Raw genomic sequence first — 24,645 nt, 5'->3', positions numbered from 1 at the left:
ATAAGAGGACACGACATTTATGCTATAGAAACAAAGAGTAAACATATTTTGTATACAAAATAAAAAAGACCTTGTATTACAAGGCCTTTTGCAAACTCACTTTATTTTGTAGCAAATACATATTATAATACAAACCTTGCTCACTTAATAATTCTTGATGTGTCCCTCTCTCTATTATCTCTCCATCATGCATCACAAAAATTTGATCCGCATCTTGAATTGTAGATAACCTATGCGCAATGGCTATCGTCGTTCTACCTTTTCGCATTTGTTGCAACGCTGTTTGAATAGCCTCTTCTGTTTCTGTATCGATATTAGCTGTTGCTTCATCTAATACTAATACTTTCGGATTCGTTGCTATCGTTCTAGCAAAAGCAATTAATTGTCGTTGACCGCTTGAAAATGCTGCACCTCTTTCTACTACTTCTGTTTCATACTGTTTTGGTAACTTTTCAATAAACGTATTCGCTTGCACAAATCGAGCAGCTTCTTTTACTTCTTCATCCGTAATTTCTTCATTATACATACGAATATTTTGCTTTACATTTCCAGCAAATAAAAATGCATCTTGCAATACGAGTCCTATTTTCTTTCTAATTTCTCGTTCTTCAAATTTTTCTAAATCTACACCGTCTATTACAATATTTCCTGACTTAATATTATAAAATCGCATTAACAAATTCATAATCGTACTTTTTCCGCTACCAGTATGCCCAACAAAAGCAACCGTTTGCCCTTGTTTCACGTGAAATGATACATTTTTTAAAACGTCACGCTTTCCATCATATGAAAAAGTAACATTTTTAAATTCAATATCTCCATCCACGATTTGAAGATTCTCATTGCCTTTTTGAACCGGTGCTAAATCTTTCTCGTCCATTAAATGAAATACACGTGATGACGAAACAAGTGCCTGTTGGAAGAAGGACAATTTCATCATCATCTCATTTACAGGTTGGAAGAAACGATGTATATAGTTAACAAAAGCATATAAAACTCCTACTTCAACAGGACTCTTTAAAGCATCAATCCCAAATAAACCTAGTACTAACGCAATAGCTACAATATGTACTAAATCCGTAGCTGGTCGTAAAAGTAATGCGTCTAACTTCAAAGTACGTCGCCCTGCACTATAATGTTTATTATTCACTTCTTCAAACTCTTTTCTCATACGTTTTTCTTGTCTGAACACTTGAACAATATTCATTCCTTGTATGGACTCGTTCAACTTTGCATTTAACACGCTTAGTTGATTACGTACTTCTAAATAAAAAGCTGCACTTTTCCGGCGATATAATACCATAATCGCAAACATTATCGGAATTAATACGAGAGAAAATAGCGCTAATTTTACATCTAATAAAAACATCGCTACTAAAATACCTACTAAAAAGACTACATTTTTTACAAATGTTGATAATACACTGACATAAAAATCTTTAATCGCTTCCGTATCATTTGTTATACGCGATACAAGTGTACCAATCGGCGTACGATCAAAGAAACTTAATGACAGTTTTTGAACATGTTCATATACTTCAACTCGCATATCTTGAACAATCTTAAAAGCAATGTTCTGAAAGTACAATAGATTTAAATACGTAAATAGTACTTTTAATAAATGAGCAACTATGTAAATTACAAATAAAGTAACGAGCGCTGATCGTTCAAAATCCCGCGGTACTAGGTGTTCATCGAGGAATTGTTTAATTAAAAAAGGACCCATCATTTCCGTTACTGTCGCACCAACTAAAAAGATAAATGCTAAAGATAGTAACCCTTTATATGGCTTCATATAGGAAAGCAATCTACTTAAATCACTTCGCTTCTTCTCTACCATCATACGCCTCCTTTCTCGACTAAAGCTTCTAATTGCTGGCTTTCATACATTTCCTTATACCAGCCGTTTTCCTTCATTAATTCCTCATGTGTACCTCTTTGTACAATTCTACCTTCATCAACAACAAGAATAAGATTGGCATGCTGAATTGCACTTAATCGGTGTGCAGTAATAATCGTCGTTTTCCCTGCTCTCTCCCTCTTTAAGGCACTTAAAATCGTCTCTTCTGTTTTTGCATCTACCGCTGATAAACAATCATCCAAAATTAAAATTTCAGCATTTGTTAATAAAGCACGAGCAATAGAGATTCGCTGTTTTTGACCACCAGATAACGAAACACCTCTTTCCCCTACTACTGTTTCATATCCTTCTGAAAATTGGAGGATGTCATTATGAATACAAGCAATCTCTGCAGCTTTGGTAATTTCATTATATGTAGCATCCGCCTTTCCAAAGGCAATATTCTCACCAATACTTGCTGAAAATAAAAAATGATCTTGCGGCACGTATGAAATGGCAGAACGGACACCATGAAGTGTTATATCTCGAATATCTCGCTCCCCAATTTTTAATTCACCATTAAAATGATCATACTCACGGATTAAACATTTTAATAAAGTCGTTTTCCCTGCGCCTGTACGTCCTACAACTCCTAGCGTTTCGCCCTTCTTCAAATCAAAGTGAATATCGTTTAAATGTAACAATTCATTTTTCTTATACGAAAATGAATCAACGGCAAACGAAACATTACCGCTCGCTATTGTATGTACAGCATTTTCGCTATTTACTACATCTGATTTTTGTGAAAGAATTTTTTCTACACGGTCATATGAAGCACGCCCACGCTCCATAATATTGAATAACCATCCAAACGCTAACATTGGCCAAACGAGGGTACCTAAATATGTCGTAAATGTAACGAGATCACCTACTGTTAATTCACCTCTTACAACTAATACTGATCCGTAACATACTGCGATTAAAAAAGAAAATCCAACGATAAGAGAGATTGTCGGATCAAATAACGAATCAATACGTGCAACTAACACATTTTTATGTACAACATCTTCTGATTTTCTTCGAAACGCCTGTAAATCTTCTTTCTCTTGTCCAAGCGAGCGAATCACTTTCATTCCACTCATACTCTCTTGCACTTTATCATTGATTTCCGAAAACGATTGCTGTGCTTTATGAAACCTTTTATGTAATAAAGTTCCATAATAATTTGTCGAAATAGCTACAATCGGCATTGGAATTAAACTTAATAATGTTAACTTCCAACTAATTGTAAAACCCATCGCTACGAGTACACATCCTCCGACAGCTAATGAGTCAACAAGCGTCAAAACACCTGCTCCAGCAGTTTGCTGGATCGCTTGAATATCATTGGTCGCATGTGCCATTAAATCACCTGTTCGATTTGACTGATAGAAAGATGGACTCATCTTTGTAAAATGTTCATACAAATTTTTTCGTAATTGGCGAGCTAATTTTAATGAAGACCCGAAAATCATAATACGCCATATGTAACGTAATATGTACATCGTAATACCTACAATTACTAATAGTACAACCCATTTTAGTAACTTATCGGTCGTCAATGTTCCATCATTAATTTCATCTACAACGATTCCAATTACTTTTGGTGCTACAAGTTCTAAAAGTGCAACGCCAAACAATAAAATAATTCCAGTTATGTACGCTCGTTTTTCTTGTTTAAAAAACCACGCTAAATTCATAAACACTTTCATTTTTTTCCTCCTCCCTTAAAATGAGCGATGTTTTCAGTTTACCAAAAATACAGAATTTTTAAAAGTTTTAAAAACTATAACTAACAAAAAGAAAGACACTCTTAGCGAGTGTCTTTTAGCGCTTATTTCATTTGTTGCTTGTTCATTGCGCTCATCATTTGATTGATTTTCTTTTGGGAAGGTTTTTGTCCCATTTGCATCATCATCATTTTTAACATTTGTTCGTTAATTGGTGGATTTTTTTGTAAGTAATTCATCATGTATTTGCGGGCAATGAAAAATCCTAACGCCACGCCTGCTACTAGTGCTACTACGCCCACTAGAATACCTAACCAAATTGGCATATATTTTCCTCCTTCATGTTGTCTACCTTACAGTGTACTAAAACCTTTTCAATAAGACAAGATACAATTCGACATTTTTTACACATATGTTCGTACTTGTTTTAGAGGATTCAGCCATCCGTACTTTGTATTTTCATAATCCATAGCTAAAAATGTTAATTCACACTTTCTTAACACCTCAAAGAACGTCGTTTCCATAGAGACATTTCCAGAGGTATTCATACGAATATAGTGCGGTTTCACCATTATTTCGCCGTACTCCGCTCCCGTATAAAGTGTATGTGTATGATGTGTTCTATCATATTTACCAAGAACGCGCAAAGCTTGTTCTAATTTATGATGAATTTTCATTACTTGCAATGGCATCGTTATATACATCATTTGCTTATATAACACTTTTTTCTCCGAAAGGGACCCAGATTCTGAAAATCGAGCAAATAAATCAAAAAACAAATATTCACGACCAAAATAAGCTTTCGCAATATCCTCTTGAATTAAATACAATTCATACGTTTTCATTTTTCCACTCCCAATCTGGACAACCTTTTCTCTTCATTATATATAAGAAAATTTGCAATGATTGTCTGACTGCGGAGAGATAAAAAACTTTTTCTGTCGAAAAAACTCATTTACATAGAAAAACCTCTCCATGCTGGAGAGATTTTTCTAAAATCATTAAAGCATTTCTTTTACTTTACGAACAACGTTCTCTACAGTAAATCCATACTCTTCCATAATCTTCTCACCAGGAGCAGAAGCACCGAATGTATCGATACCTAACACATCTCCTTCAAGACCTACGTAACGGTGCCATCCGAATGTAGCACCCATTTCGATTGCGAAACGTTTTGTTACTGCTTTTGGTAATACAGATTCTTTGTACTCTGCAGTTTGAGCTTCGAAGCGATCCATAGATGGCATGCTGACAACAGCTGCGTCAACGCCGTCTACTGCTAATGCTTTTTGAGCTTCAACAGCTAGGCTTACTTCAGATCCAGTTGCAAGTAAGATTACATCAGCCGTTTCTTTCTTGCTTGCAGAAACTACATATGCACCTTTTGCTACTTTTTCATACGTATCATCTTTTGCACCTTCTAATGTTGGAAGGTCTTGACGAGTTAATACTAAAGCAGTTGGTTTGTTTGTAGATTCTAAAGCTAGTCTCCAAGCTGCAACAGATTCGTTACCATCAGCAGGACGAATAACAGAAACGTTTGGCATTGCACGAAGCGCTGCTAATTGCTCGATTGGTTCATGTGTTGGACCATCTTCACCAACAGCGATACTGTCATGTGTGAATACATACGTTACTGGCAATTGCATTAATGCTGCAAGGCGAATTGCTGGACGTAAGTAATCAGAGAATACGAAGAACGTACCACCGTAAGTTTTTAAACCACCATGTAGTGCAATACCGTTCATTGCTGCACCCATTGCGAACTCACGTACACCGTACCAAATGTTTTTACCGCTGTAATCATCTCTTGTAAAGTCTTTTTCGTTATTCATGTATGTTTTGTTAGAACCAGCAAGGTCAGCAGATCCACCGAAGAATGATGGTACAGACTCTGCAATTGCATTAATTACAGCACCAGAAGAATTACGAGTTGCTGCTTTTGATCCTAATTCATAAGTCGGTAAGTTTTGCTCCCAACCTTCTGGAAGTTGACCGTTCATTGCTGCTTGGAATTCGTTTGCTAATTCTGGGTATGCTTGTGCATATTCACCTAGCATCGTGTTCCACTCAGCTTGCGCAGTTTCACCAACATCTTGTACTGTTTTACGGAAGTTGTCATATACTTCTTCTGCTACGTGGAAGTCTTGCTCAGCAGTCCAAGCATATGCTTCTTTCGTTAATTTTGTTTCTTCTACACCAAGTGGAGAACCATGTGAAGCTGATTTTCCTGATTTGTTTGGAGAACCGAAACCAATTGTCGTTCTTACTTCAATTAGCGTTGGGCGTTTTTCGTCAGCTTTCGCTTCTTCAATTGCTTTCGCGATTGCTTCAATATCGTTTCCATCCTCAACACGGATTACTTGCCATCCGTATGCTTTGTAACGATCTTCTACACTTTCAGAGAATGAACGATTTAAATCGCCATCTAATGAAATATCGTTTGAATCGTAAAGCACAACAAGACGACCTAATTGTAAATGAGCAGCTAATGAAGATGCTTCAGCAGAAACGCCCTCCATTAAATCTCCATCACCACAAATAGCGTATGTATAATGATCTACTACATTATACGCATCACGGTTATATTTAGCAGCTAAATGTCTTTCAGCCATTGCCATACCTACAGCAGTTGCAATACCTTGTCCAAGTGGACCAGTCGTTGCATCTACACCAGCTGTATGACCGTACTCAGGATGTCCTGGAGTTTTGCTTCCCCATTGACGGAAGTTCTTTAAGTCATCCATTGTTACATCATAACCAGATAGGTGAAGTAGACTGTATAATAACATTGAACCATGACCTGCAGATAATACGAAACGATCACGGTTAAACCACGTTGGGTTATTTGGATTGTGTTTCATAAATTGAGTCCATAATGTATAAGCCATTGGTGCTGCACCCATTGGCATTCCTGGGTGACCAGAGTTTGCTTTTTCAATCGCATCGATGGATAATGTGCGAATCGTGTTGATAGAAAGTTGTTCGATTGAATGTGACATGCTATTCTTCCCTTCGCTTATATTAGTAAACGTTTTATACATTTATATGATAGCTTCCCACGCAAGATTATACAACATGTATCGACAAATATGTTGATATTTTTTTGATTTTTTATAAAAAAATCAATGTTTCCGGGAATGTATGGGCATTCAATATGACATACTTTTTCATTATTTTTATTTTAAAAAGAAAGGGAATTATCTGTATATTTATACAAATTCCTTCTATACTTACTTTTTTAAATAAGTTTTTAAAAACATAAAAAAGCATCTAACTTCGATGCTTTTCAAATAAGTTAAACAATCCGTTTCCGAATCGAGCTTGAAATCAAATCAATTATAATTACCATTAAAATAATACCTAATAAAATAATACCAACACGAGACCAATTCCGTGAACTCAGCGCAAAAATTAAAGGTGTACCAATCCCTCCTGCTCCAATAACCCCTAAAATTGCAGCGGATCGTACATTAATTTCAAATCTGTATAACGTATACGATAGAAAATCTGGTAACACTTGCGGTAACACCGCATACCAAAGTATTTGAAAACGATTTGCTCCTGTTGCTAGTAACGCTTCCGTCGGTCCTTTATCTATGTTTTCAATTCCTTCTGAATATAGTTTTCCTAACATTCCAATAGAATGCAATCCTAAGGCTAATACTCCTGCAAAAGAGCCTGGACCAACAGCTTTTATAAATAAAAGAGCCATAACTAATTCAGGAAACGTACGAACAAAACTAAGTACAATTTTCCCAGATCCTGAAGTTAATTTTCCACTACTCATATTCGTTGCCGCCCAAAAGGCAAACGGAACAGATAAAAATGCAGAAATAAATGTACCTAATATCGCAATTGCCAACGTATCAATTAATCCATGTAATAAATCTTCACCATCTGGCAAAGATACATACGACCAGTCTGGACTCAATATCCCTGTCATAATTGCTTTTGTAATTTCTCCCGCCGTTTCCTTTATTCCCTCTAGCGGTACTCCTGAAAAAGCCCATATATAAACAAATGTAAGTGCTATAAAAATAAACGAGCGATACACACTCGGTTTCTTCGGTTTTGGTACGATTATCGTCGTTTTACTCATTATAATTTCTCCCGCAACAATGTACTTACATAATCAATTACCAATACAACAACAAGAGTATAGATGATAATAGATGCAGTTTGTTGATATTGTAAAAATCCAAGTGTACGATCATAATATAGTCCAATACCACCTGCTCCTACTAAACCTAGGACAGCCGCTGCCCGTACATTCACCTCAAATGTATATAGTACATAGGAAACAAAGTGTGCTTTTACTTGTGGAATGACTCCATAAACAATCCATTGCACCTTATTAGCCCCTACAGCTGTCATCGCTTCTAGTGGGCCAGGGTCAATTGATTCAATTGATTCATACAACAATTTCGCCACGAGCCCAATTGAGAAAAAAGTAAGAGCTAAAATACCCGGAAGTGGTCCTATTCCAAAAATAGCTACGAAAATTGCCGCTAATAATAAATCTGGTATCGTTCGAATAAAATTTAAAATCAATCGAGCTGGACTGTATAAAAATGTACTAGTAAACACATTACTTGCCGCAAACAGTGCAAGTGGAATAGCTAAAATCGCTCCTAAAGTCGTCCCAATAATCGCCATACGTATTGTATCTAGCATTGCTGTTGTAATAACTTGAAAATAACTCCAATCTGGCGGCACCATTTCTTTTAACAAATCCATTATATTAGGAAAACCAACTACTAGCTTTGAAAATGATGCGTCGACCTGTATACTACTTCCCCACAACAGTAAAATGACTAGAATAAACGTTAACATATGTTTTAACTTACTCGGCGGCTTCGGTATCGACTTCGAATATATCGTCACATCATTCATTTAGCTACCACCTCTAACAATTCACTTTTCTGTGCTACGTCACCATAAATTTCAGCAAACTTTTCATCCGTTGCTGCTTCTACTAAACCATCAAAAACAATTTCACCTGCATGTAATCCAATAATACGCGTCGCATATTGCCTAGCTAAAGCAATAGAATGTAAGTTTACAATTGTTGTAATTCCAAAATCTTCATTAATTTTCTTTAAATCATCTAATACTTGCTTTGTTGTTAGCGGATCTAACGACGCAACAGGTTCATCTGCCAATATGATTTTTGCTTCTTGCGCCAATGCTCTAGCTATCGATACACGTTGTTGTTGTCCTCCTGATAATTCATCAGCACGTGCATATGCTTTTTCTAAAATATTCACTCTTTTTAACGCTTGAAATGCGAGCTCCACATCCTCTTTCGGAAACAAACCTAACGTTGTACGCAATGTCGAATGATATCCAACACGGCCAGCTAATACATTCTTCAATACTGTTGATCGCTTTACAAGGTTAAAACTTTGAAAGATCATACCAATATCCCGGCGCATACGTCGTAAATCTTTTCCTTTTGCAGCAGTAATAGACTCACATTCAATCATGATTTCGCCTTCTGTAATCTCATGAAGACGATTTACCGATTTTAGAAGTGTAGACTTTCCAGCTCCGGACAGCCCTACCATTACAACAAACTCACCTTTTTGAATTTTCAAGTTTATATTATTCAATCCTTTTGTACCATTTGGATACACTTTGGAGACATTTCGAAATTCTATCACACATCTTACCTACCTTCTATGTATTCAAAACGGCAAACTAACTGAAAACATTCCCTTTCAGCTAGCTGCCATTTCCATATGTATTATTGCGTTTTTACTTTCTTCCCATATTCACGAACGATGTCAAATTTACTATCATCAGATTTAACATATCCTTCATGTGAATATACTTCTTTAATGATTTTGTGACCTTCCTCATTTTTTCCAATTTCAATGAAAGCATCCTGTAATTTCTTGCTCCACTCTTCATCTAAATCAGAACGTACCGAAATCGTATCGTTTGGAATTTTCTCCGTAAATTTCACTATTTTCGTTTGCTCGAATATATTCGGATAATCTTTTTTTACAATATTACGAGCATCTTGGAATACAACAGCTGCATCTACGTCACCATTTAAAAGAGCAATAAGCGACTGATCGTGACCTTTTAATGTAACAGGTTTCACATCTTTTAACGGATCAATTCCCTCTTTTAATAGAACAGCTGCAGGCCATACATACCCTGCTGATGATGTTACATCTTGATAACCAATCTTTTTACCTTTTAAATCTTTTACACTATTTATATTAGAGTCTTTTTTAACAACAAACTCAGATTTATAATAATCTACTAAATCTTTTGTAGGAGCTCCTGTTTCATCCTCTACTCCAAAACGTTGTGCTTGTAAAATTACATTTGCAGCCTTCTTTTCATGTGCTAATACGTACGCTGTTGGCGGTAAAAATCCTACATCTACTTGTTTAGATGCCATCGCTTCTACAATTGTATTGTAGTTCGTTGAAATACTAACTTTTACTGGAATATTTAACTTATCACTTAATAGCTTCTCAAGCGGTTTTGCCTTCGCCTCTAACGTATCTGCATTTTGAGAAGGAACAAATTGAACATTTAAAGTCTTCGGTACATACCCTTTTTTCGTATCTTCATTTTTACTTGCACTTGATTCCTTCGTTCCACAGCCACTTAATAATCCCGCTGCTAGTACAACTGTTGTGCTCATTGCAAAAACTTTTTTCAACATATTAATGCCTCCATTTTTCATTGTTATAAAATAACCTTTCATAAACATGAAGAAATATATCACATATTTTTACAAATAATTGATTATTTACAGAATCTTTACACATTCTATACACTCACATTAAAATTCTCTTCACATATTTGATATGATGAATTGGAAGATAACAATAGAAAAGGTGAGTCATATTGGAACAAAATCAAACTGTAACTTTAAACATCTTATTAACAAGCGATATACATGGCACTGTTTATCCTATTCACTACCAAGATAACTCCCCAGCAGAACTTGGTTTAGCTAAAATTTCTACTCTTATAAAAAAAGAACGTTCCCAAAATACAAACGTTCTTTTAATTGATAATGGCGACTTTATTCAAGGAACACCATTTACTTATCATTATGTTACATACGAAAAAAACAAAAAAAACCCAATGTCCTTATTAGCGAATTACTTACAGTATGACGCTGCAATTATCGGCAATCATGAGTTTAATTACGGGATGGATATATTAAATAATGCTGTGACTACTGCGAACTTCCCGTACCTATCAGCAAACATTTTAGATAAAAACATAAAGAAGCCTTATTTCGGAAAACCTTATATAATCAAACAGATTGAATCCAATATAAAAATTGCTATTTTAGGGGTGACAACGCACTACATTACCAATTGGGAACAACCCCATCACATTAAAGACTTACAATTTGAAGATGCATTAGAAACAACGAAAAAGTGGGTTTCTTACATTCGCAAACATGAGAAACCAGATTTACTAGTCGTAGCGTATCACGGGGGAGTTGAACGAGATTTACAAACCGGGGTACCGACTGAAGTTTTAACAGGAGAAAACCAAGGATATGCAATGTGCCATGAAATTGAAGACATAGATATTTTATTAACAGGCCACCAGCACCGGGAAATTGCTCACACAATGGCTAACGGTGTAACAATTTTACAGACCGGATGTAATGGAAACTCAGTTGGAAAAGTAAAAATAACATTCGAAAAAACAAAACATAAATGGGTTAAAAAAGAGAGTTCTTCTGAATTATTATCTGTACAAGGAGTTGAGGCTGACCAAGATGTACTTTCATTGGTAGCCGATTACGAAGAGAAAACACAAAAGTGGCTTGATCAACCTATTGGAATCATTCAGGGGGATATGCAAATTTCAGATGCTATGCAAACTCGTTTGCATGATCATCCTTTTATCGAATTCATAAATAAAATACAGATGGATATAGCTAATGTATCAATTTCTTGTACAAGTTTGTTCCATAATACATCTCCAGGTTTCCCGGAACATGTAACAATGCGTGACATCGTTTCTAATTATATTTATCCGAACACATTAAAAGTAATTAGACTAACTGGAGCGGACATAAAAAATGCTCTTGAACTCTCTGCTTCTTATTTCACATTAAAAACAGATGGATCCATCACCGTAAGTCCTACCTACATAGAACCAAAGCCACAACATTATAATTATGATATGTGGGAAGGGATTTCATACGTATTAAACATTTCAAAACCAATTGGTGAAAGAGTAGAATCTTTACAGCATAACAGTGCTCCTCTTAATATGAATGAAGAATATGACGTTGTAATGAATAATTATCGTGCAAGTGGCGGGGGAAATTTCTTTATGTTTCAAAACAAACCGGTAGTAAAAGATATCCCCACAGATATGTCTGAACTTATCGCTAATTATATATTGGAACATAAAACGATAGAAGCAACAGTTAATAACAACTGGAAAGTTATTAAATAACGATTTTTACATATAAAAAAGATGGGCTTCGCCCATCTTTTAATTTAATCTTGCATTATCTTGCTTTTTTAAAGCTTTTAATTTCGTCGGTGTAACATCTGTACCTTCTTCGTTAACAACTTTAATACCTTTAAGTTCGTTTAACATATTTTGACGAAATCCTTTTAAATATTGTTCACGTAGCGATTGACGCTCACGTTGCTCTTCTTCAGTTAAACCTTCAGCTTTTGCTTTTTTCGCTAAGAAGTTAATGCGTTCAACGAGTTCGTGATTAATCATCTCGAATCCCCCTTCTAATCAAAACTGATTATTATCATACAATAGTTACTCTTCTTTATCAAGCAATTGCTTCGTATACTCTACATATCTACGATGTACAGTCGCCTTTGAAACATTATGACCAAATCCACGTAATGTTGCTGCAATTTCTTCAAACGTGAGTTCACTTTTTCGCAAACGTACAATTTCCTCAATTGGCACTTCTTTTTTCTCTCTTCCTACACTTAAATGACGATTTTTTAAATTTTTTTCTGGACGATAACCTTTTTCTACTGCACGTTGCATACCTCGTTTAATTTTCAAATTATGAATCTTTCTTTGATATTCTTCAACAATACCAATAATATCTAATACCATTGAATCAGAATCCGACAATTGTAATTCACCATTATGTGTATGCGTATATACTTTTATGCCTTCTTTATGTAAACAATGCATTAACGCGATCTTCGCATTTCCTCTACCAAGACGCGTTTCATCTTGTATAAGTAACACATCAATTTGTTCGTCTCGAATTGTATCCAACACCTCTAATATACCGTCACGTTCAATTGTATATCCACTAGCCTGCTCTTCAATCACCTTAGTAACATTCATTTGATAGCGCTCAGCTAAATGCAATAATTCATCTTTTTGACGTAATAATGATGTTTCTTGCGCTTCTTTCGTTGTACTCACACGTGCATAAATAATTGCATTCATTTTGAACCCCTCTTTCTCCCTATTATTTCCCTATAGTGTAACATAAATCCGCCATTTGTTCGAACTTATGTTTGTAGAATGTTTTTTCACATGTTATACTTATTAATAAGAAAAATGAAAGAAAACGAGGTGTTAGAAAACATGGAAAAGTTAACGAAACGCCAGCAAGACATTCTCGACTTTATTAAGCTAAAAGTACAAGAAAAAGGATATCCACCTTCCGTACGTGAAATTGGTCAAGCAGTCGGCCTCGCTTCTAGTTCTACAGTGCACGGACATTTATCACGATTAGAAGAAAAAGGATACATTCGACGCGATCCAACAAAACCACGTGCCATTGAAATTTTAGGTGAAGACCGAATGGATACGGAAACACAATCTGTTATTCAAGTTCCAATTGTCGGAAAAGTCACTGCTGGTTTACCAATTACAGCGGTCGAAAGCGTAGAAGAACATTTCCCACTTCCAGCTAGTATTGTTGCTGGAGCAGACCAAGTGTTCATGTTACGTATTTCTGGAGATAGTATGATTGAAGCTGGTATTTTCGATGGAGATTTAGTTGTTGTTCGCCAACAGCAGTCTGCATATAATGGTGAAATTGTAGTCGCTTTAACAGAGGATAACGAAGCAACAGTTAAACGTTTCTATAAAGAAAAAGACCATTTCCGTCTACAACCAGAAAACTCTTCATTAGAACCTATCATTTTAAAACAAGTGTCAGTTATCGGGAAAGTAATTGGCGTATATCGTGATTTACATTAAAAATAACAAAAAGAAGATAATTACCTTATTTATATACGGTAATTATCTTCTTTTTGTATTTTGATAGATTTCCATGCATTCTATTTCTTATTAACGAGTTTCAATCGTCACATCTCCCGCAGCCGTTTTACCGCTAATCTTTTTACTACCATTTCCAATTGTTACATTTTTATTTTCTTCATTAAAAATCGTTACATCTCCCGCAGCACTTTGCCCAGTAATTACCGCATCTTGTGGTTTTTCCGATAAAGTAATATCTATATCTCCCGCAGTTGAACTTGCTTCTAGATTATATTTAGAATCATGATCTTGAATATTTATTTCCCCACTTGTTGTTTTTGCGGTCACTTTCCCTAATACCTTCTTAAAGTTCACCTCACCAGCTTTTGTCGATCCCTCCACATTCTTAGCCGTTACTTGTTTCAACTCTACTTCTCCAGCAAGTGTTCTAACACTTACGCTATCACTTTTCACATCACTCATTTCGATTTGTCCAGCAGATGAATTTACTTTTACATCTTGGTAAGAGCGTTCGGGCACAAGTAGAGTCAATTTAGACGTTTGAAACCTAAAATCGTAAAAAGAAAAATCAAATGAAGCACCTTTTTCTCTTTCCCCAATAATTTTTAATGTGTCACCATCTTCTGCGATACGAATCTCTTGTTTACGTACATCTCCCGATTGCTTTACATAAAAAGAAGAGTCAGGAGATTTTTGAACAATAATATCCCCGGCATCTAACTTAACTTCTATATTTTTTAATGTTTTGTTTTTAATTACATTTTCTTTATCGCCTTTTTCAGCAGTTTGTACTGCTTTTTCATATGTTTGGGAAATTCCTATTACTCCAATAACGATACAAGCGATAGCGATTAAAAATAGTTTTTTCATCATTTACTCTCCTTTTATCATTTTGAAGTTCCATATTACATATCGTACACACAATCTCTTAAACCACTTTGTACTATAAAAAGCGATAATACATAACAATAAACCTACTCCAACAAACGTTATACTAACGAAAAGATCCAACCATATAAAAGTACCCATAAATACTTTTCCAATAACGAAAAGTGGTGTTACTACACTAGCAATACCACCGATCCAAAAAGAAAATATAAAAGCAATAATTGCGACTAACGGGCCTAACACAATAATAAAATTAAACAAACTAAGTCCAATCGCTGCCATAACAGCTCTTGTCACATTTGAAGTCGATGGATTTTTTTTCATTTCATCGAAGCGATACATCGCAAGTAATTCTTTCGCGATTACTTTCGGAGAACCAAGGCCCTGTATTATTTCCGATTCAGTTTTCCCCTCTTCTAGTCCAAACTGAAAGTGCTCTTCATAATCCAATAAAATATCTTGCCTCTCTTCCTCTGGTAACTTTCTAAGATAACTTGATAATTCTTTAAGAAACCCTTCTTTACTCATCCCATTCCACCCCTTCAATAATTTCTTGTACCCCTTTCGCAAAATCACGCCATTCTGTTACTAACAAATGAAATTGCGTCTCCCCTTGCTCTGTTAATTGATAATATTTACGAGGTGGCCCTTCCGTAGATTCCTTTAAATACGTTTGAAAATACCCTTCTTTCGTCAAACGACGTAATAAAGGGTATACTGATCCTTCCGATATTAAAAATTTATTAGAAATTTGCTGAACAAGTTCATAACCGTAACTATCTTTACGTTTTACAAGTGCTAATACACAAAGTTCAAGCACACCTTTTTTAAATTGAACGTTCAAGTGCCATCCTCCTTTCCTATCTTAGTACTGTTCAATACACGGTACCTGTTTTATCCATAATATACCACTTAGTATTGTTTATTGCAAGGTACTAAACTATATTTATTCCCTAAATTTAGAAAATGAACTAACGAAATCCTGAATAAGACTGCGTTATAACTAAGCATCATTACGTTAATATCATTGAGTGATAATCTGATTCACAAGCCACAAACTTATAGCCTTGCAGATGAGGACATAAAAATCATCGCTCGCGTTGTACAGGCAGTAAAGAATTATTAAGTTATAGCACAAGTGATTTAAAAAAGATAAAATCAATTCTTTTGAAAAGATTTTCTTAGTAACATGATTCAAAATAACCAAAAACAATCCATTATCTAGTAGTTAATATATCCAATAACTTCACTAAAAAAGCCCTGATACCGTAGTATCAAGGCTTTTTTAGTTCATAAATTATATAAAACTTACGTTTATCTGATAATGTTTTTCTATGATATCACTACTTGTTATTAATTATTGGCTTTTATGTGGTTGTTTTTCATTTTGCAACCACATAAAATTGTAATAATAGGGAATTAAAAAACCCTTGATACGAGTTGTATCAAGGGTTCAAGCCTCTTAGTATAGAGACATATATTGATCGCGTTCCCATTGGTGAACTTGTGTTCTAAAGATATCCCACTCAATCTCTTTCGCTTCGATGAAGTGCTCAAGTAAGTGTTCTCCTAGTGCACCGCATACTACTTCATTAGATTGTAATGTAACTAATGCTTGCGCTAATGTTGCTGGTAAGTCAACGATACCTGCTTCTTCGCGCTCTTCTTTTGTCATTACATAGATGTTACGATCTACTGCTGCTGGTGGAGTTAATTTGTTTTTAATTCCATCAAGACCTGCAGCTAATAATGTAGCCATTACTAAATATGGGTTTGCAGCTGGGTCAACACTACGCACTTCTACGCGTGTACTAATACCACGAGATGCAGGGATACGTACTAACGGACTACGGTTTTGTGCAGACCATGCTACGTAACAAGGCGCTTCATATCCAGGTACTAGACGTTTATATGAGTTTACAGTTGGGTTTGCTATCGCTGTAAATGCTGGTGCATGTTTTAAAATACCTGCGATGAAGTGACGAGCATCATCACTTAATTGTAAGTCACCGTTTGCATCAAAGAATACGTTCTCACCATTTTTAAATAATGATAAGTTACAGTGCATACCTGAACCGTTCACACCGTATAGCGGTTTTGGCATAAACGTTGCGTGTAAACCATGTTTACGAGCAATTGTTTTTACAACAAGTTTGAATGTTTGAATGTCATCACATGAGCGAATTGCATTTGCATATTTAAAGTCAATTTCGTGCTGTCCTGGAGCAACCTCATGGTGAGATGCTTCAATTTCAAATCCCATTTCTTCAAGTTCAAGAACGATATCACGACGACAGTTTTCCCCTAGATCCATCGGCGCAAGGTCGAAGTATCCACCGTTATCGTTTAGTTCTAATGTTGGATTTCCTTTTTCATCAACCTTAAATAGGAAGAATTCTGGCTCTGGTCCAAGATTGAAGTCTGAAAATCCTAAAGCTTCCATTTCTTTTAACACACGTTTTAAGTTGTTACGTGGGTCTCCATCAAATGGAGTGCCATCTGCATTGTAAATATCACAGATTAGTCGAGCTACTTTACCTTTTTCAGCTGTCCAAGGGAAAATTACCCAAGTGTCTAAATCAGGATATAAATACATATCAGACTCTTCAATACGTACGAAACCTTCAATCGAAGATCCATCAAACATCATTTTGTTATCAAGAGCTTTCGTTAATTGTCTCACTGGAATCTCTACGTTTTTAATTACCCCTAAAAGGTCCGTAAATTGTAAACGGATATACTTTACATTCTCTTCTTTCGCCAAACGGAAAATATCTTCTTTTGTGTATCTAGACATTATAAATTCCTCCTTAGTCCCTCTAATCGCCTTCAGAATCAGTTATCTTTAGTGAAAAAATCTTGAAATGTCACCTTGTCGCAATGAAGTTCGATTGAATCTACCTGTATGTTGTAGTTCATCTCGAAGTATTTTGCGAAGCTCAGTTTTTGAAATTTCTTTCGTTTCTTCTTTTACTTTCACTGCTTCTGTTTGATTTTCTTTCATTAGTAACACTTGTTTAATACCAGCCATATTCAGGCCTTGATCTAACAAATCTTTAATTTCTAACAACTTATCTACATCGTTAAATGAAAATAATCTACGATTCCCCTTTGTACGGGTTGGAGAAACAAGATTATGCTCTTCATAGTAGCGAATTTGACGTGCAGACAATTGTGTTAAATCCATAACAATACCAATAGGAAACAGCGGGGCAGAACGTCTATCTTCTTTCATTTTTCAGTTCCTCCTTCGCCTTAACTGCTTCTCATTTTATACCATGTTATGTTTAGTGTCAATAGATGTTAGCTTTTCTTACATGATTTTTTATAATTTTTTTATGAATTTTTTCATTCTTTTTTCTAATCGCATAAATCATTACTTTTATACGAAAAAAGCTGCCAAAATCGACAGCTTCCCATTAAGAAATTATTAATAAATTCTTTTCAATCAATTCGTCAATCGCAGAACAAATCGCAATTTTAACATGCGAATACGTTAAGCCACCTTGCACATACGCAACATACGGTGGTCTAATTGGACCATCAGCAGACAATTCAATACTTGCACCTTGAATAAACGTTCCCGCCGCCATGATTACATCATCTTCATAACCTGGCATATAGTTTGCATACGGAGTAAAATGCGAATTAATTGGAGATGCATATTGAATCGCTTGGCAGAAGGCAATCATACGGTCTTTATCATCAAATTGAACCGATTGAATTAAGTCTGTTCTTGGCGCATTCCACGCTGGTGACGTGTTCATTCCTAACTTTTCTAAAAACGCAGCTGTAAAAATTGCACCTTTCAGCGCTTGTCCTGCAACATGTGGCGCTAAGAAGAACCCTTGATACATTTCTTGCAGACTGTATAAAGACGCTCCAGCTTCCGCACCAATTCCCGGAGACGTTAAACGATATGCACACGCTTCAACATACTGTTCTTTCCCGACAATATAACCACCAGTTTTAACAATTCCGCCGCCCGGGTTTTTAATAAGCGAACCCGCCATTAAATCTGCACCAACATGACATGGCTCTTGCTCTTCAATAAACTCGCCATAACAGTTATCTACAAACACAACAACATCAGGTTTAATTTCTTTAACAAACGCGATCATCTCTTTAATTTGAGAAATAGTAAACGATGGACGAGTAGCATAACCTTTCGAACGCTGAATACCGATCATTTTCGTATTATTATGAATCGCCGCTGCAACAGCCTCAAAATCAACAAGCCCAGCACTAGTTAGCGGAACTGCATTGTAACCGATATTATATTCTTTAAATGAACCTACACCTTTCCCACGTACACCAACAATTTCCTCTAACGTATCATACGGTTTCCCAGTGATATACAATAACTCATCTCCCGGGCGTAAAATACCAAATAACGCTGTAGAGATAGCGTGAGTACCTGAAATAATTTGCGGACGAACAAGTCCAGCTTCCGCCCCAAATACATCAGCATACACTTTTTCTAACGTATCACGGCCAATATCATCATAACCATAACCTGTTGTCGGGATAAAATGCGAGTCACTAATTTTATGTTTCCGAAAACTTTCTAATACACGAAACTGATTGCTTTCAATCACTTCATCCGCACGTTTATGTACTTCTGTAATCTGACTCTCTACTTCTTTTACAATTGGAGCAATTTTTTCTCCATTTTTCAAACGATCAAACATTTTTATTTTCTCCTTCTTCCACTAAAAATCTCTTTAATTGCACATTAAGCGATGAATGAGTAAAAATATACCCTGCACAATCATATACAAATTTATCTTCTAGAAACTCCATCTTTGCTAATAGAGTTTCCGTCTTTAAAAGCGTTAACAACTTACCTTCACTCGGAGGGATTTCCACTCGATAACAATCCATTTCTTTCTTCATCTTCGTTTCTATCGCTTCTTTTATACGCAATAAATCACTTTCTTCAAAAGCACTAGTCATTAAGAAATCACTTTTCGGAAACGGAATAAAGTTTTGATGTAATTCATCTTTTTTATTATATAACGTAATAATAGGAATATGGTTAATTTCAAGTTCTGATAATAATCGTTTTACTGTTTTTTCATGCCCTATGTAGTTAGGATCCGCGGAATCAACTACATGTAAAATGACATCTGCTTCCCCCGCTTCTTCCAGTGTCGAACGAAAAGCAGCGATTAATGAAGTGGGTAAATCTTGTATAAAACCAACAGTATCAGTTAGTAATACTGTATAACCAGAAGGTAACGGCATCTTCCTCGTCGTTGGGTCTAATGTTGCAAACAGAAGGTTTTCTTCAAACGTATCAGCTTCCGTTAATCTATTAAACAGTGTCGATTTCCCTGCATTTGTATACCCTATTAACGAAACTTGAAATACTTTATTATCTTTTCTTCTCTCACGATATCTTTTTCGATGTTCCACAACAACTGCAAGTTGTTTCTTTATTTCATCAATACGGGATCGAATATGACGACGATCCGTCTCTAATTTCGTCTCACCTGGTCCTCTCGTTCCAATACCACCACCAAGACGCGATAAGGACAATCCTTGCCCCATAAGACGCGGCATTGTATATTGCAACTGAGCTAATTCTACTTGAAGCTTACCTTCCCTCGACTTCGCACGTTGCGCAAAAATATCCAGTATTAGTTGCGTTCGATCAATTACTCTCGCATTTAATACTGAGGATAAATTCCGAATTTGACTCGGCGTTAATTCATTATTAAATACAATAACATCCGGCTCTAATTCTTCAGTTAACATTGTAAGCTCTTCTAATTTCCCTTTACCTATGTAAGTTGCCGGATGAAACTTTGGTCGTTTTTGCGTTGTTGACACTAACAATTCTGCTCGTGCAGTCTTCGCTAGTGATGCAAGCTCTTTCATGGAATGCATAAATTTTTCATCATCATCTTGTGGCAATTGACAGCCTACTAATATGACTTTTTCTTTTTCTTCCATCAAATATGTTCACTCATCCTTTTCGAAATTTAAACCTTCTAATATAATAGCAGAGGAAGCACATTTCATCTAGTTAGCGGGGGAGAAAATTCATGGCATGGGAGATTTTTAGCATCATAGGCACAATCGCTTTCGCACTAAGCGGAGCCATTGTTGCAATGGAAGAGGATTATGATATTTTCGGGGTGTATATTTTAGGAATGGCAACCGCATTTGGGGGAGGTGCCCTTCGTAATTTATTAATCGGTTATCCGATTGTCGCGTTTTGGCAACAAGACATGTTATTCCAAATCGCACTTTTATCAATGACTATTATTTTTCTTTTTCCAAATAAGTTAATTAGACATTGGAAAAAGTGGGAAAATATCACTGACGCTATCGGCTTATCAGCATTTGCTGTACAAGGAGCATTATATGCCCAAAAATTAAATTTACCAATTAGCGCCACAATTGTAGCAGCTGTTTTAACTGGTATTGGCGGCGGTATCATTCGCGATCTTTTAGCCCGCAGGAAACCTCTCGTTCTTCGAGCTGAAGTATATGCCTTTTGGACAATTTTAGCAGGTTTTTTAATTGGCGCTCAAATTATTGTTAGCGATTGGGCTCTTTACATTTTATTCATTTTAATTGTTTGCTTCCGCATGGTTTCTATTCATTACAAATGGCATTTACCACACAGACGTATCGAAACGAAAGAACGTTCAATCCATAAATAGCAATCTAACCTCTTTACATATCGTAAAGAGGTTTTTCTTTTCTAACGATTTTTTCTTTATATAATGTTTATACTAATTTTTAAAGTGAGGTGAATACAAATGACAAACCACGTTAATAAAGGAGCTCAAAAAAGCTCAGTAAATCAATTTGGACACGATCCTAATTCAGCACACGAAAAGAGCGCTAAAATGGAACACTTCCATAAAGTACACCAAGAAAAAGAAAAAAAAGAGTAAACGAACTTATACACAAAAATCGACGCACAGTTTATGTACTGTGCGTCTCCTCTTCGAGCATCAAATCCATACTCGATATTCCAATTAAATCATTTTTATCATAGGCATCTTCTTGCAACAACCGCATCGCCTGTGTACGAATTGATTTTTCAACAATATTCCGTACATACCGCCCATTACTAAACGATGTAATTTGCGACGAATACTTTACAGCATGTAAATGATCCCTAAATTTCCATTCAGCCTCTTTCGATAACTGATATTCACGATCTTCATACATTCTTTTCCCAATTTCCAACAACTGATTTACCGAGTAATCCGCAAATTCAATAATAAATGGAAAACGAGATTGCAGCCCTGGATTTAATGAAAGAAAGTGATTCATCTCTCTTGAATATCCAGCTAAAATCAATACAAAACCATGTTGTTTATCTTCCATATGTTTTACAAGCGTATCAATTGCTTCTTTTCCAAAGTCCTTCTCTCCTCCTCGAGCTAAAGAATACGCCTCATCAATAAACAAAATACCTCCCATTGCTTTTTTTATTAAGTCTCTTGTTTTTTGAGCTGTATGGCCGATGTACTCTCCTACAAGATCAGCACGTTCAGCTTCAACCAAGTGGCCTTTCGATAGAATATTCATCTCAAACAGCAATTTCCCTATCATTCTAGCAACAGTTGTCTTCCCTGTACCTGGATTCCCTTTAAACAGCATATGAAGTACTTGCTTCTCTGACTTCAATCCCTTCTCTTGTCTTTTTTTATTCACATAAATCCAAGCATATATTTCTTTTATTATCTTTTTTATATCATCCATCCCAACAAGCTTCCCCATCTCTTCTTCAATTCTCTGCAGCATTTCATGTTTAATTGCAGTTTCATTTGAAATTACCGTTTTATTTTCTGCGGCTGGCAAAGAAATTTTCTTTCGATGGTTTAACACAATATTAATTTGATTGTTGTTTTTCTTTCGCATCGATTGTTCCATACAATCACCTCATTTTATCCACTCACCAAATATTATTATTCCTGTCCCCCTTGTAAATGCCTATTTTCAGAAAAGTTTGCTATAATATAAGAAATAATTAAGGTGGTGGGACTATGGAGACAACGGAATTCCATGATACAATACAAGCCTTTTCTATTTTTTTATTGAATAAAGGCCGAAAACCCTCAACTATTAAACGTTATGTTTATGACGTTGAAGACTTCGGACATTGGTTAGAAAAAAACAAAAAGCTCCCTTCCAGTAATATATGGGCTACACTTTGTACAAAAGACTACGAAGATTACTTTTCCGATTTAAAAACGAATCGACATTACTCAGAAAAAACGATGCATCGTGTATTTATTGTACTAAATAGAATGCATCATTTTCTAAACATTCCTAATCCATTGAAAAATATGGAGATATCTATTCAACCAGACCGTACACTTCGTAACGAAGATTTCATTTCACCTGATGAAGAAAAAAGGTTAAAGTATATAGTCACTTCATTAGAAGGACTTTCAGAAAAACAACTTCCTGTGCGCCCCTTATTAATGGATCGCAATATTGCTATTTTAAATCTATTGATTGACTACGGTTTATCCTTACAGGAACTTACAGCATTAACAATGCATCACGTTCACTTTGAAACTAACACATTATCAATCCCAGCAACCGCAGGTGTAGAAAGAACAATTACATTAGCAAAAGAAGACAAAAAACAACTATATAATTATTACAAAAGCATCCCGGAACCAGTTCGTCCTAAATACCATAGTGATGATCCATTATTTGTCGCATTCGATTTTAACCGTGGAACATACAGGTGGGTATATGAAAATGATGCACCAAAGGCATTAACGGAAATTGCTATACAAAAAATGATTCGCCTCGAAGTGGCTAGAGCCAATTTACGTAAAGGAATTTCAGGACAACATTTTCGTAACACCTATATTTTAAACTTAATAAAAAAAGAAACTCCTGAATCAGAAATTATAAAACTCGCTGGATTCAAATCAAAAATTTCATTAAAGCGATATTATCAATACGCAGAAAATAGAAAAAACGCCTTATTGTAAGGCGTTTTTTCTATTTTTTCTTTAAACAAACGATTTTACTATGACCATTTAACTAATTTCTGCATCTACTATGATGAGTTTCGTTCACATTTTCGTGAGAAAGGAGAGATTTAATGTCTCGTTATAACGACAATCAAAACAAATTCTCCAAACCATGCTTTCCAAGTAGCGCCGGACGAATCCCAAATACTCCATCAATCCCAATTACTAAAGCTCAACTTAGAACATTTCGTGCGATTATTATTGATTTAACAAAAATAATCCCAACACTTTTCGCAAATCCATCTCCCCAAAATATTGAAGATCTAATCGATACATTGAACCTACTGAGTAAATTTATTTGTTCACTAGACGCTACTTCCTCCCTGAAAGCACAAGGGTTAGCTATCATTAAAAACTTAATAACTATATTAAGAAATCCAACCTTTGTAGCAAGCGCTGTATTTATTGAGCTTCAAAATCTCATTAACTATTTACTATACATTACAAAATTATTCCGAATTGACCCTTGCACACTTCAAGAGCTCCTTAAATTAATAGCAGCATTACAAACTGCTCTAGTTAATTCCGCTTCGTTTATTCAAGGACCTACCGGACCTACTGGACCAGCAGGCGCTACTGGTGCTACCGGTGCCACTGGACCTCGAGGTAACACGGGCGCTACCGGCGCTACTGGACCTCAAGGTAACACGGGTGCTACTGGTGCTACCGGTGCCACTGGACCTCGAGGTAACACGGGCGCTACCGGCGCTACTGGACCTCAAGGTAACACAGGTGCTACCGGCGCCACTGGGCCTCGAGGTAACACGGGCGCTACCGGCGCTACTGGTGCTACCGGACCTCAAGGTAACACGGGTGCTACTGGTGCTACCGGCGCCACTGGGCCTCGAGGTAACACGGGCGCTACCGGCGCTACTGGACCTCAGGGTAACACGGGTGCTACCGGTGC

The 24,645-nt window shown here is 36.0% G+C and carries 25 protein-coding genes and 1 pseudogene; 7 read left to right on the top strand and 19 right to left on the bottom strand.

The window, feature by feature from the left end:
* Positions 1 to 76 precede the first annotated feature (76 nt).
* From DN404_RS22140 to DN404_RS22100, 9 genes are all read right to left on the bottom strand, one after another.
* Complete coding sequence (locus DN404_RS22140) at positions 77 to 1,840, bottom strand: ABC transporter ATP-binding protein (RefSeq protein WP_149215468.1); 1,764 nt, start codon at positions 1,838 to 1,840, stop codon at positions 77 to 79.
* Positions 1,840 to 3,591: an ABC transporter ATP-binding protein gene (locus DN404_RS22135; protein ID WP_006920021.1), complete on the bottom strand. Its 1,752-nt coding sequence runs from the start codon at positions 3,589 to 3,591 to the stop codon at positions 1,840 to 1,842. The genes DN404_RS22140 and DN404_RS22135 overlap by 1 nt, the downstream gene beginning before the upstream one ends.
* A 122-nt stretch (positions 3,592 to 3,713) precedes the next feature.
* Positions 3,714 to 3,935, bottom strand: coding sequence for a YneF family protein (locus tag DN404_RS22130; RefSeq protein WP_001123317.1), 222 nt, complete (start codon positions 3,933 to 3,935; stop codon positions 3,714 to 3,716).
* A 78-nt stretch (positions 3,936 to 4,013) separates the two neighbouring features.
* Complete coding sequence (gene sirA / locus DN404_RS22125; protein WP_000860645.1) at positions 4,014 to 4,454, bottom strand: sporulation inhibitor of replication protein SirA; 441 nt, start codon at positions 4,452 to 4,454, stop codon at positions 4,014 to 4,016.
* A gap of 156 nt (positions 4,455 to 4,610) precedes the next feature.
* Entirely contained in the window at positions 4,611 to 6,611 is a 2,001-nt protein-coding gene (gene tkt / locus DN404_RS22120) for a transketolase (RefSeq protein ID WP_000019766.1), read from the bottom strand.
* A gap of 296 nt (positions 6,612 to 6,907) precedes the next feature.
* The gene (gene phnE / locus DN404_RS22115; RefSeq protein WP_000047893.1) at positions 6,908 to 7,711 is read right to left on the bottom strand and encodes a phosphonate ABC transporter, permease protein PhnE; all 804 of its coding nucleotides are present in this window, start codon (positions 7,709 to 7,711) and stop codon (positions 6,908 to 6,910) included.
* A complete protein-coding gene (gene phnE / locus DN404_RS22110; RefSeq protein WP_001000764.1) occupies positions 7,711 to 8,505 on the bottom strand; it encodes a phosphonate ABC transporter, permease protein PhnE in 795 nt (264 codons plus the stop codon). Before phnE (DN404_RS22110) ends, phnE (DN404_RS22115) begins: the two co-directional genes overlap by 1 nt.
* Entirely contained in the window at positions 8,502 to 9,275 is a 774-nt protein-coding gene (gene phnC, locus DN404_RS22105) for a phosphonate ABC transporter ATP-binding protein (protein WP_149215467.1), read from the bottom strand. Before phnC ends, phnE (DN404_RS22110) begins: the two co-directional genes overlap by 4 nt.
* Before the next feature lie 83 nt (positions 9,276 to 9,358).
* Positions 9,359 to 10,297 (bottom strand): phosphate/phosphite/phosphonate ABC transporter substrate-binding protein, encoded by a 939-nt coding sequence (locus tag DN404_RS22100; protein WP_000915065.1) that lies wholly within the window; start codon positions 10,295 to 10,297, stop codon positions 9,359 to 9,361.
* Positions 10,298 to 10,482: 185 nt separating this feature from the next.
* On the opposite strand from DN404_RS22100, the gene DN404_RS22095 reads away from it, so the two are divergent.
* The gene (locus DN404_RS22095) at positions 10,483 to 12,066 is read left to right on the top strand and encodes a bifunctional metallophosphatase/5'-nucleotidase (RefSeq protein ID WP_006920043.1); all 1,584 of its coding nucleotides are present in this window, start codon (positions 10,483 to 10,485) and stop codon (positions 12,064 to 12,066) included.
* A 39-nt stretch (positions 12,067 to 12,105) separates the two neighbouring features.
* Here the strand turns inward: DN404_RS22095 and DN404_RS22090 are convergent, their stop codons facing one another.
* Both DN404_RS22090 and DN404_RS22085 read right to left on the bottom strand, forming a co-directional pair.
* Positions 12,106 to 12,345: a DUF896 domain-containing protein gene (locus DN404_RS22090; RefSeq protein WP_000607016.1), complete on the bottom strand. Its 240-nt coding sequence runs from the start codon at positions 12,343 to 12,345 to the stop codon at positions 12,106 to 12,108.
* Between the two features lie 45 nt (positions 12,346 to 12,390).
* Positions 12,391 to 13,047, bottom strand: coding sequence for a YneB family resolvase-like protein (locus DN404_RS22085; RefSeq protein WP_000991469.1), 657 nt, complete (start codon positions 13,045 to 13,047; stop codon positions 12,391 to 12,393).
* A gap of 141 nt (positions 13,048 to 13,188) precedes the next feature.
* On the opposite strand from DN404_RS22085, the gene lexA reads away from it, so the two are divergent.
* Positions 13,189 to 13,809: a transcriptional repressor LexA gene (gene lexA / locus DN404_RS22080; protein ID WP_000413738.1), complete on the top strand. Its 621-nt coding sequence runs from the start codon at positions 13,189 to 13,191 to the stop codon at positions 13,807 to 13,809.
* Between the two features lie 90 nt (positions 13,810 to 13,899).
* Here lexA and DN404_RS22075 read toward each other — a convergent pair whose 3' ends face one another.
* The 3 genes from DN404_RS22075 to DN404_RS22065 are packed head-to-tail and all read right to left on the bottom strand — an operon-like array spanning position 13,900 to position 15,562.
* Entirely contained in the window at positions 13,900 to 14,703 is an 804-nt protein-coding gene (locus tag DN404_RS22075; RefSeq protein ID WP_006920048.1) for a DUF4097 family beta strand repeat-containing protein, read from the bottom strand.
* A complete protein-coding gene (locus DN404_RS22070) occupies positions 14,704 to 15,246 on the bottom strand; it encodes a DUF1700 domain-containing protein (RefSeq protein ID WP_000031384.1) in 543 nt (180 codons plus the stop codon). It abuts the gene before it with no gap.
* Positions 15,239 to 15,562, bottom strand: coding sequence for a PadR family transcriptional regulator (locus tag DN404_RS22065; RefSeq protein ID WP_001102628.1), 324 nt, complete (start codon positions 15,560 to 15,562; stop codon positions 15,239 to 15,241). Before DN404_RS22065 ends, DN404_RS22070 begins: the two co-directional genes overlap by 8 nt.
* A 162-nt stretch (positions 15,563 to 15,724) precedes the next feature.
* Here DN404_RS22065 and DN404_RS31345 point away from each other — a divergent pair.
* Positions 15,725 to 15,844: pseudogene (locus DN404_RS31345) on the top strand (LexA family protein); the annotation flags it as partial.
* Between the two features lie 336 nt (positions 15,845 to 16,180).
* Here DN404_RS31345 and glnA read toward each other — a convergent pair.
* The 4 genes from glnA to hflX form a co-directional block, all read right to left on the bottom strand.
* Complete coding sequence (gene glnA / locus DN404_RS22060; protein WP_000092763.1) at positions 16,181 to 17,515, bottom strand: type I glutamate--ammonia ligase; 1,335 nt, start codon at positions 17,513 to 17,515, stop codon at positions 16,181 to 16,183.
* A gap of 48 nt (positions 17,516 to 17,563) precedes the next feature.
* Positions 17,564 to 17,953, bottom strand: coding sequence for a transcriptional repressor GlnR (glnR, locus tag DN404_RS22055; protein ID WP_000656783.1), 390 nt, complete (start codon positions 17,951 to 17,953; stop codon positions 17,564 to 17,566).
* A gap of 184 nt (positions 17,954 to 18,137) precedes the next feature.
* Positions 18,138 to 19,409 (bottom strand): methionine gamma-lyase family protein, encoded by a 1,272-nt coding sequence (locus DN404_RS22050; protein WP_000460304.1) that lies wholly within the window; start codon positions 19,407 to 19,409, stop codon positions 18,138 to 18,140.
* Entirely contained in the window at positions 19,402 to 20,676 is a 1,275-nt protein-coding gene (hflX, locus tag DN404_RS22045; protein ID WP_000391407.1) for a GTPase HflX, read from the bottom strand. The genes DN404_RS22050 and hflX overlap by 8 nt, the downstream gene beginning before the upstream one ends.
* Positions 20,677 to 20,768: 92 nt before the next feature.
* Between hflX and DN404_RS22040 the strand changes: the two genes are divergently transcribed.
* Both DN404_RS22040 and DN404_RS30635 read left to right on the top strand, forming a co-directional pair.
* Positions 20,769 to 21,392 (top strand): trimeric intracellular cation channel family protein, encoded by a 624-nt coding sequence (locus DN404_RS22040; RefSeq protein WP_000312266.1) that lies wholly within the window; start codon positions 20,769 to 20,771, stop codon positions 21,390 to 21,392.
* A 99-nt stretch (positions 21,393 to 21,491) separates the two neighbouring features.
* Positions 21,492 to 21,629 (top strand): hypothetical protein, encoded by a 138-nt coding sequence (locus DN404_RS30635; protein ID WP_000181503.1) that lies wholly within the window; start codon positions 21,492 to 21,494, stop codon positions 21,627 to 21,629.
* A gap of 31 nt (positions 21,630 to 21,660) precedes the next feature.
* On the opposite strand, the gene spoVK is transcribed toward DN404_RS30635, so the two are convergent.
* Positions 21,661 to 22,617 carry a stage V sporulation protein K gene (spoVK, locus tag DN404_RS22035; protein WP_000438174.1) on the bottom strand — a complete coding sequence of 319 codons (957 nt, stop codon included), beginning with the start codon at positions 22,615 to 22,617 and terminating at the stop codon, positions 21,661 to 21,663.
* Positions 22,618 to 22,730: 113 nt separating this feature from the next.
* Here spoVK and DN404_RS22030 point away from each other — a divergent pair, with 113 nt between their 5' ends.
* Together DN404_RS22030 and DN404_RS22025 are read left to right on the top strand one after the other, a co-directional pair.
* Positions 22,731 to 23,696: a tyrosine-type recombinase/integrase gene (locus tag DN404_RS22030; protein ID WP_000450326.1), complete on the top strand. Its 966-nt coding sequence runs from the start codon at positions 22,731 to 22,733 to the stop codon at positions 23,694 to 23,696.
* Positions 23,697 to 23,809: 113 nt separating this feature from the next.
* On the top strand, positions 23,810 to 24,645 hold an 836-nt coding region (locus DN404_RS22025), incomplete at its 3' end, for a collagen-like repeat preface domain-containing protein (RefSeq protein ID WP_149215466.1).

Origin of the sequence: Bacillus sp. TE8-1 (assembly GCF_008368855.1) — a bacterium.
GTDB lineage: Bacteria > Bacillota > Bacilli > Bacillales > Bacillaceae_G > Bacillus_A > Bacillus_A cereus.
This window is presented reverse-complemented; position numbering and strand designations above follow the sequence as displayed.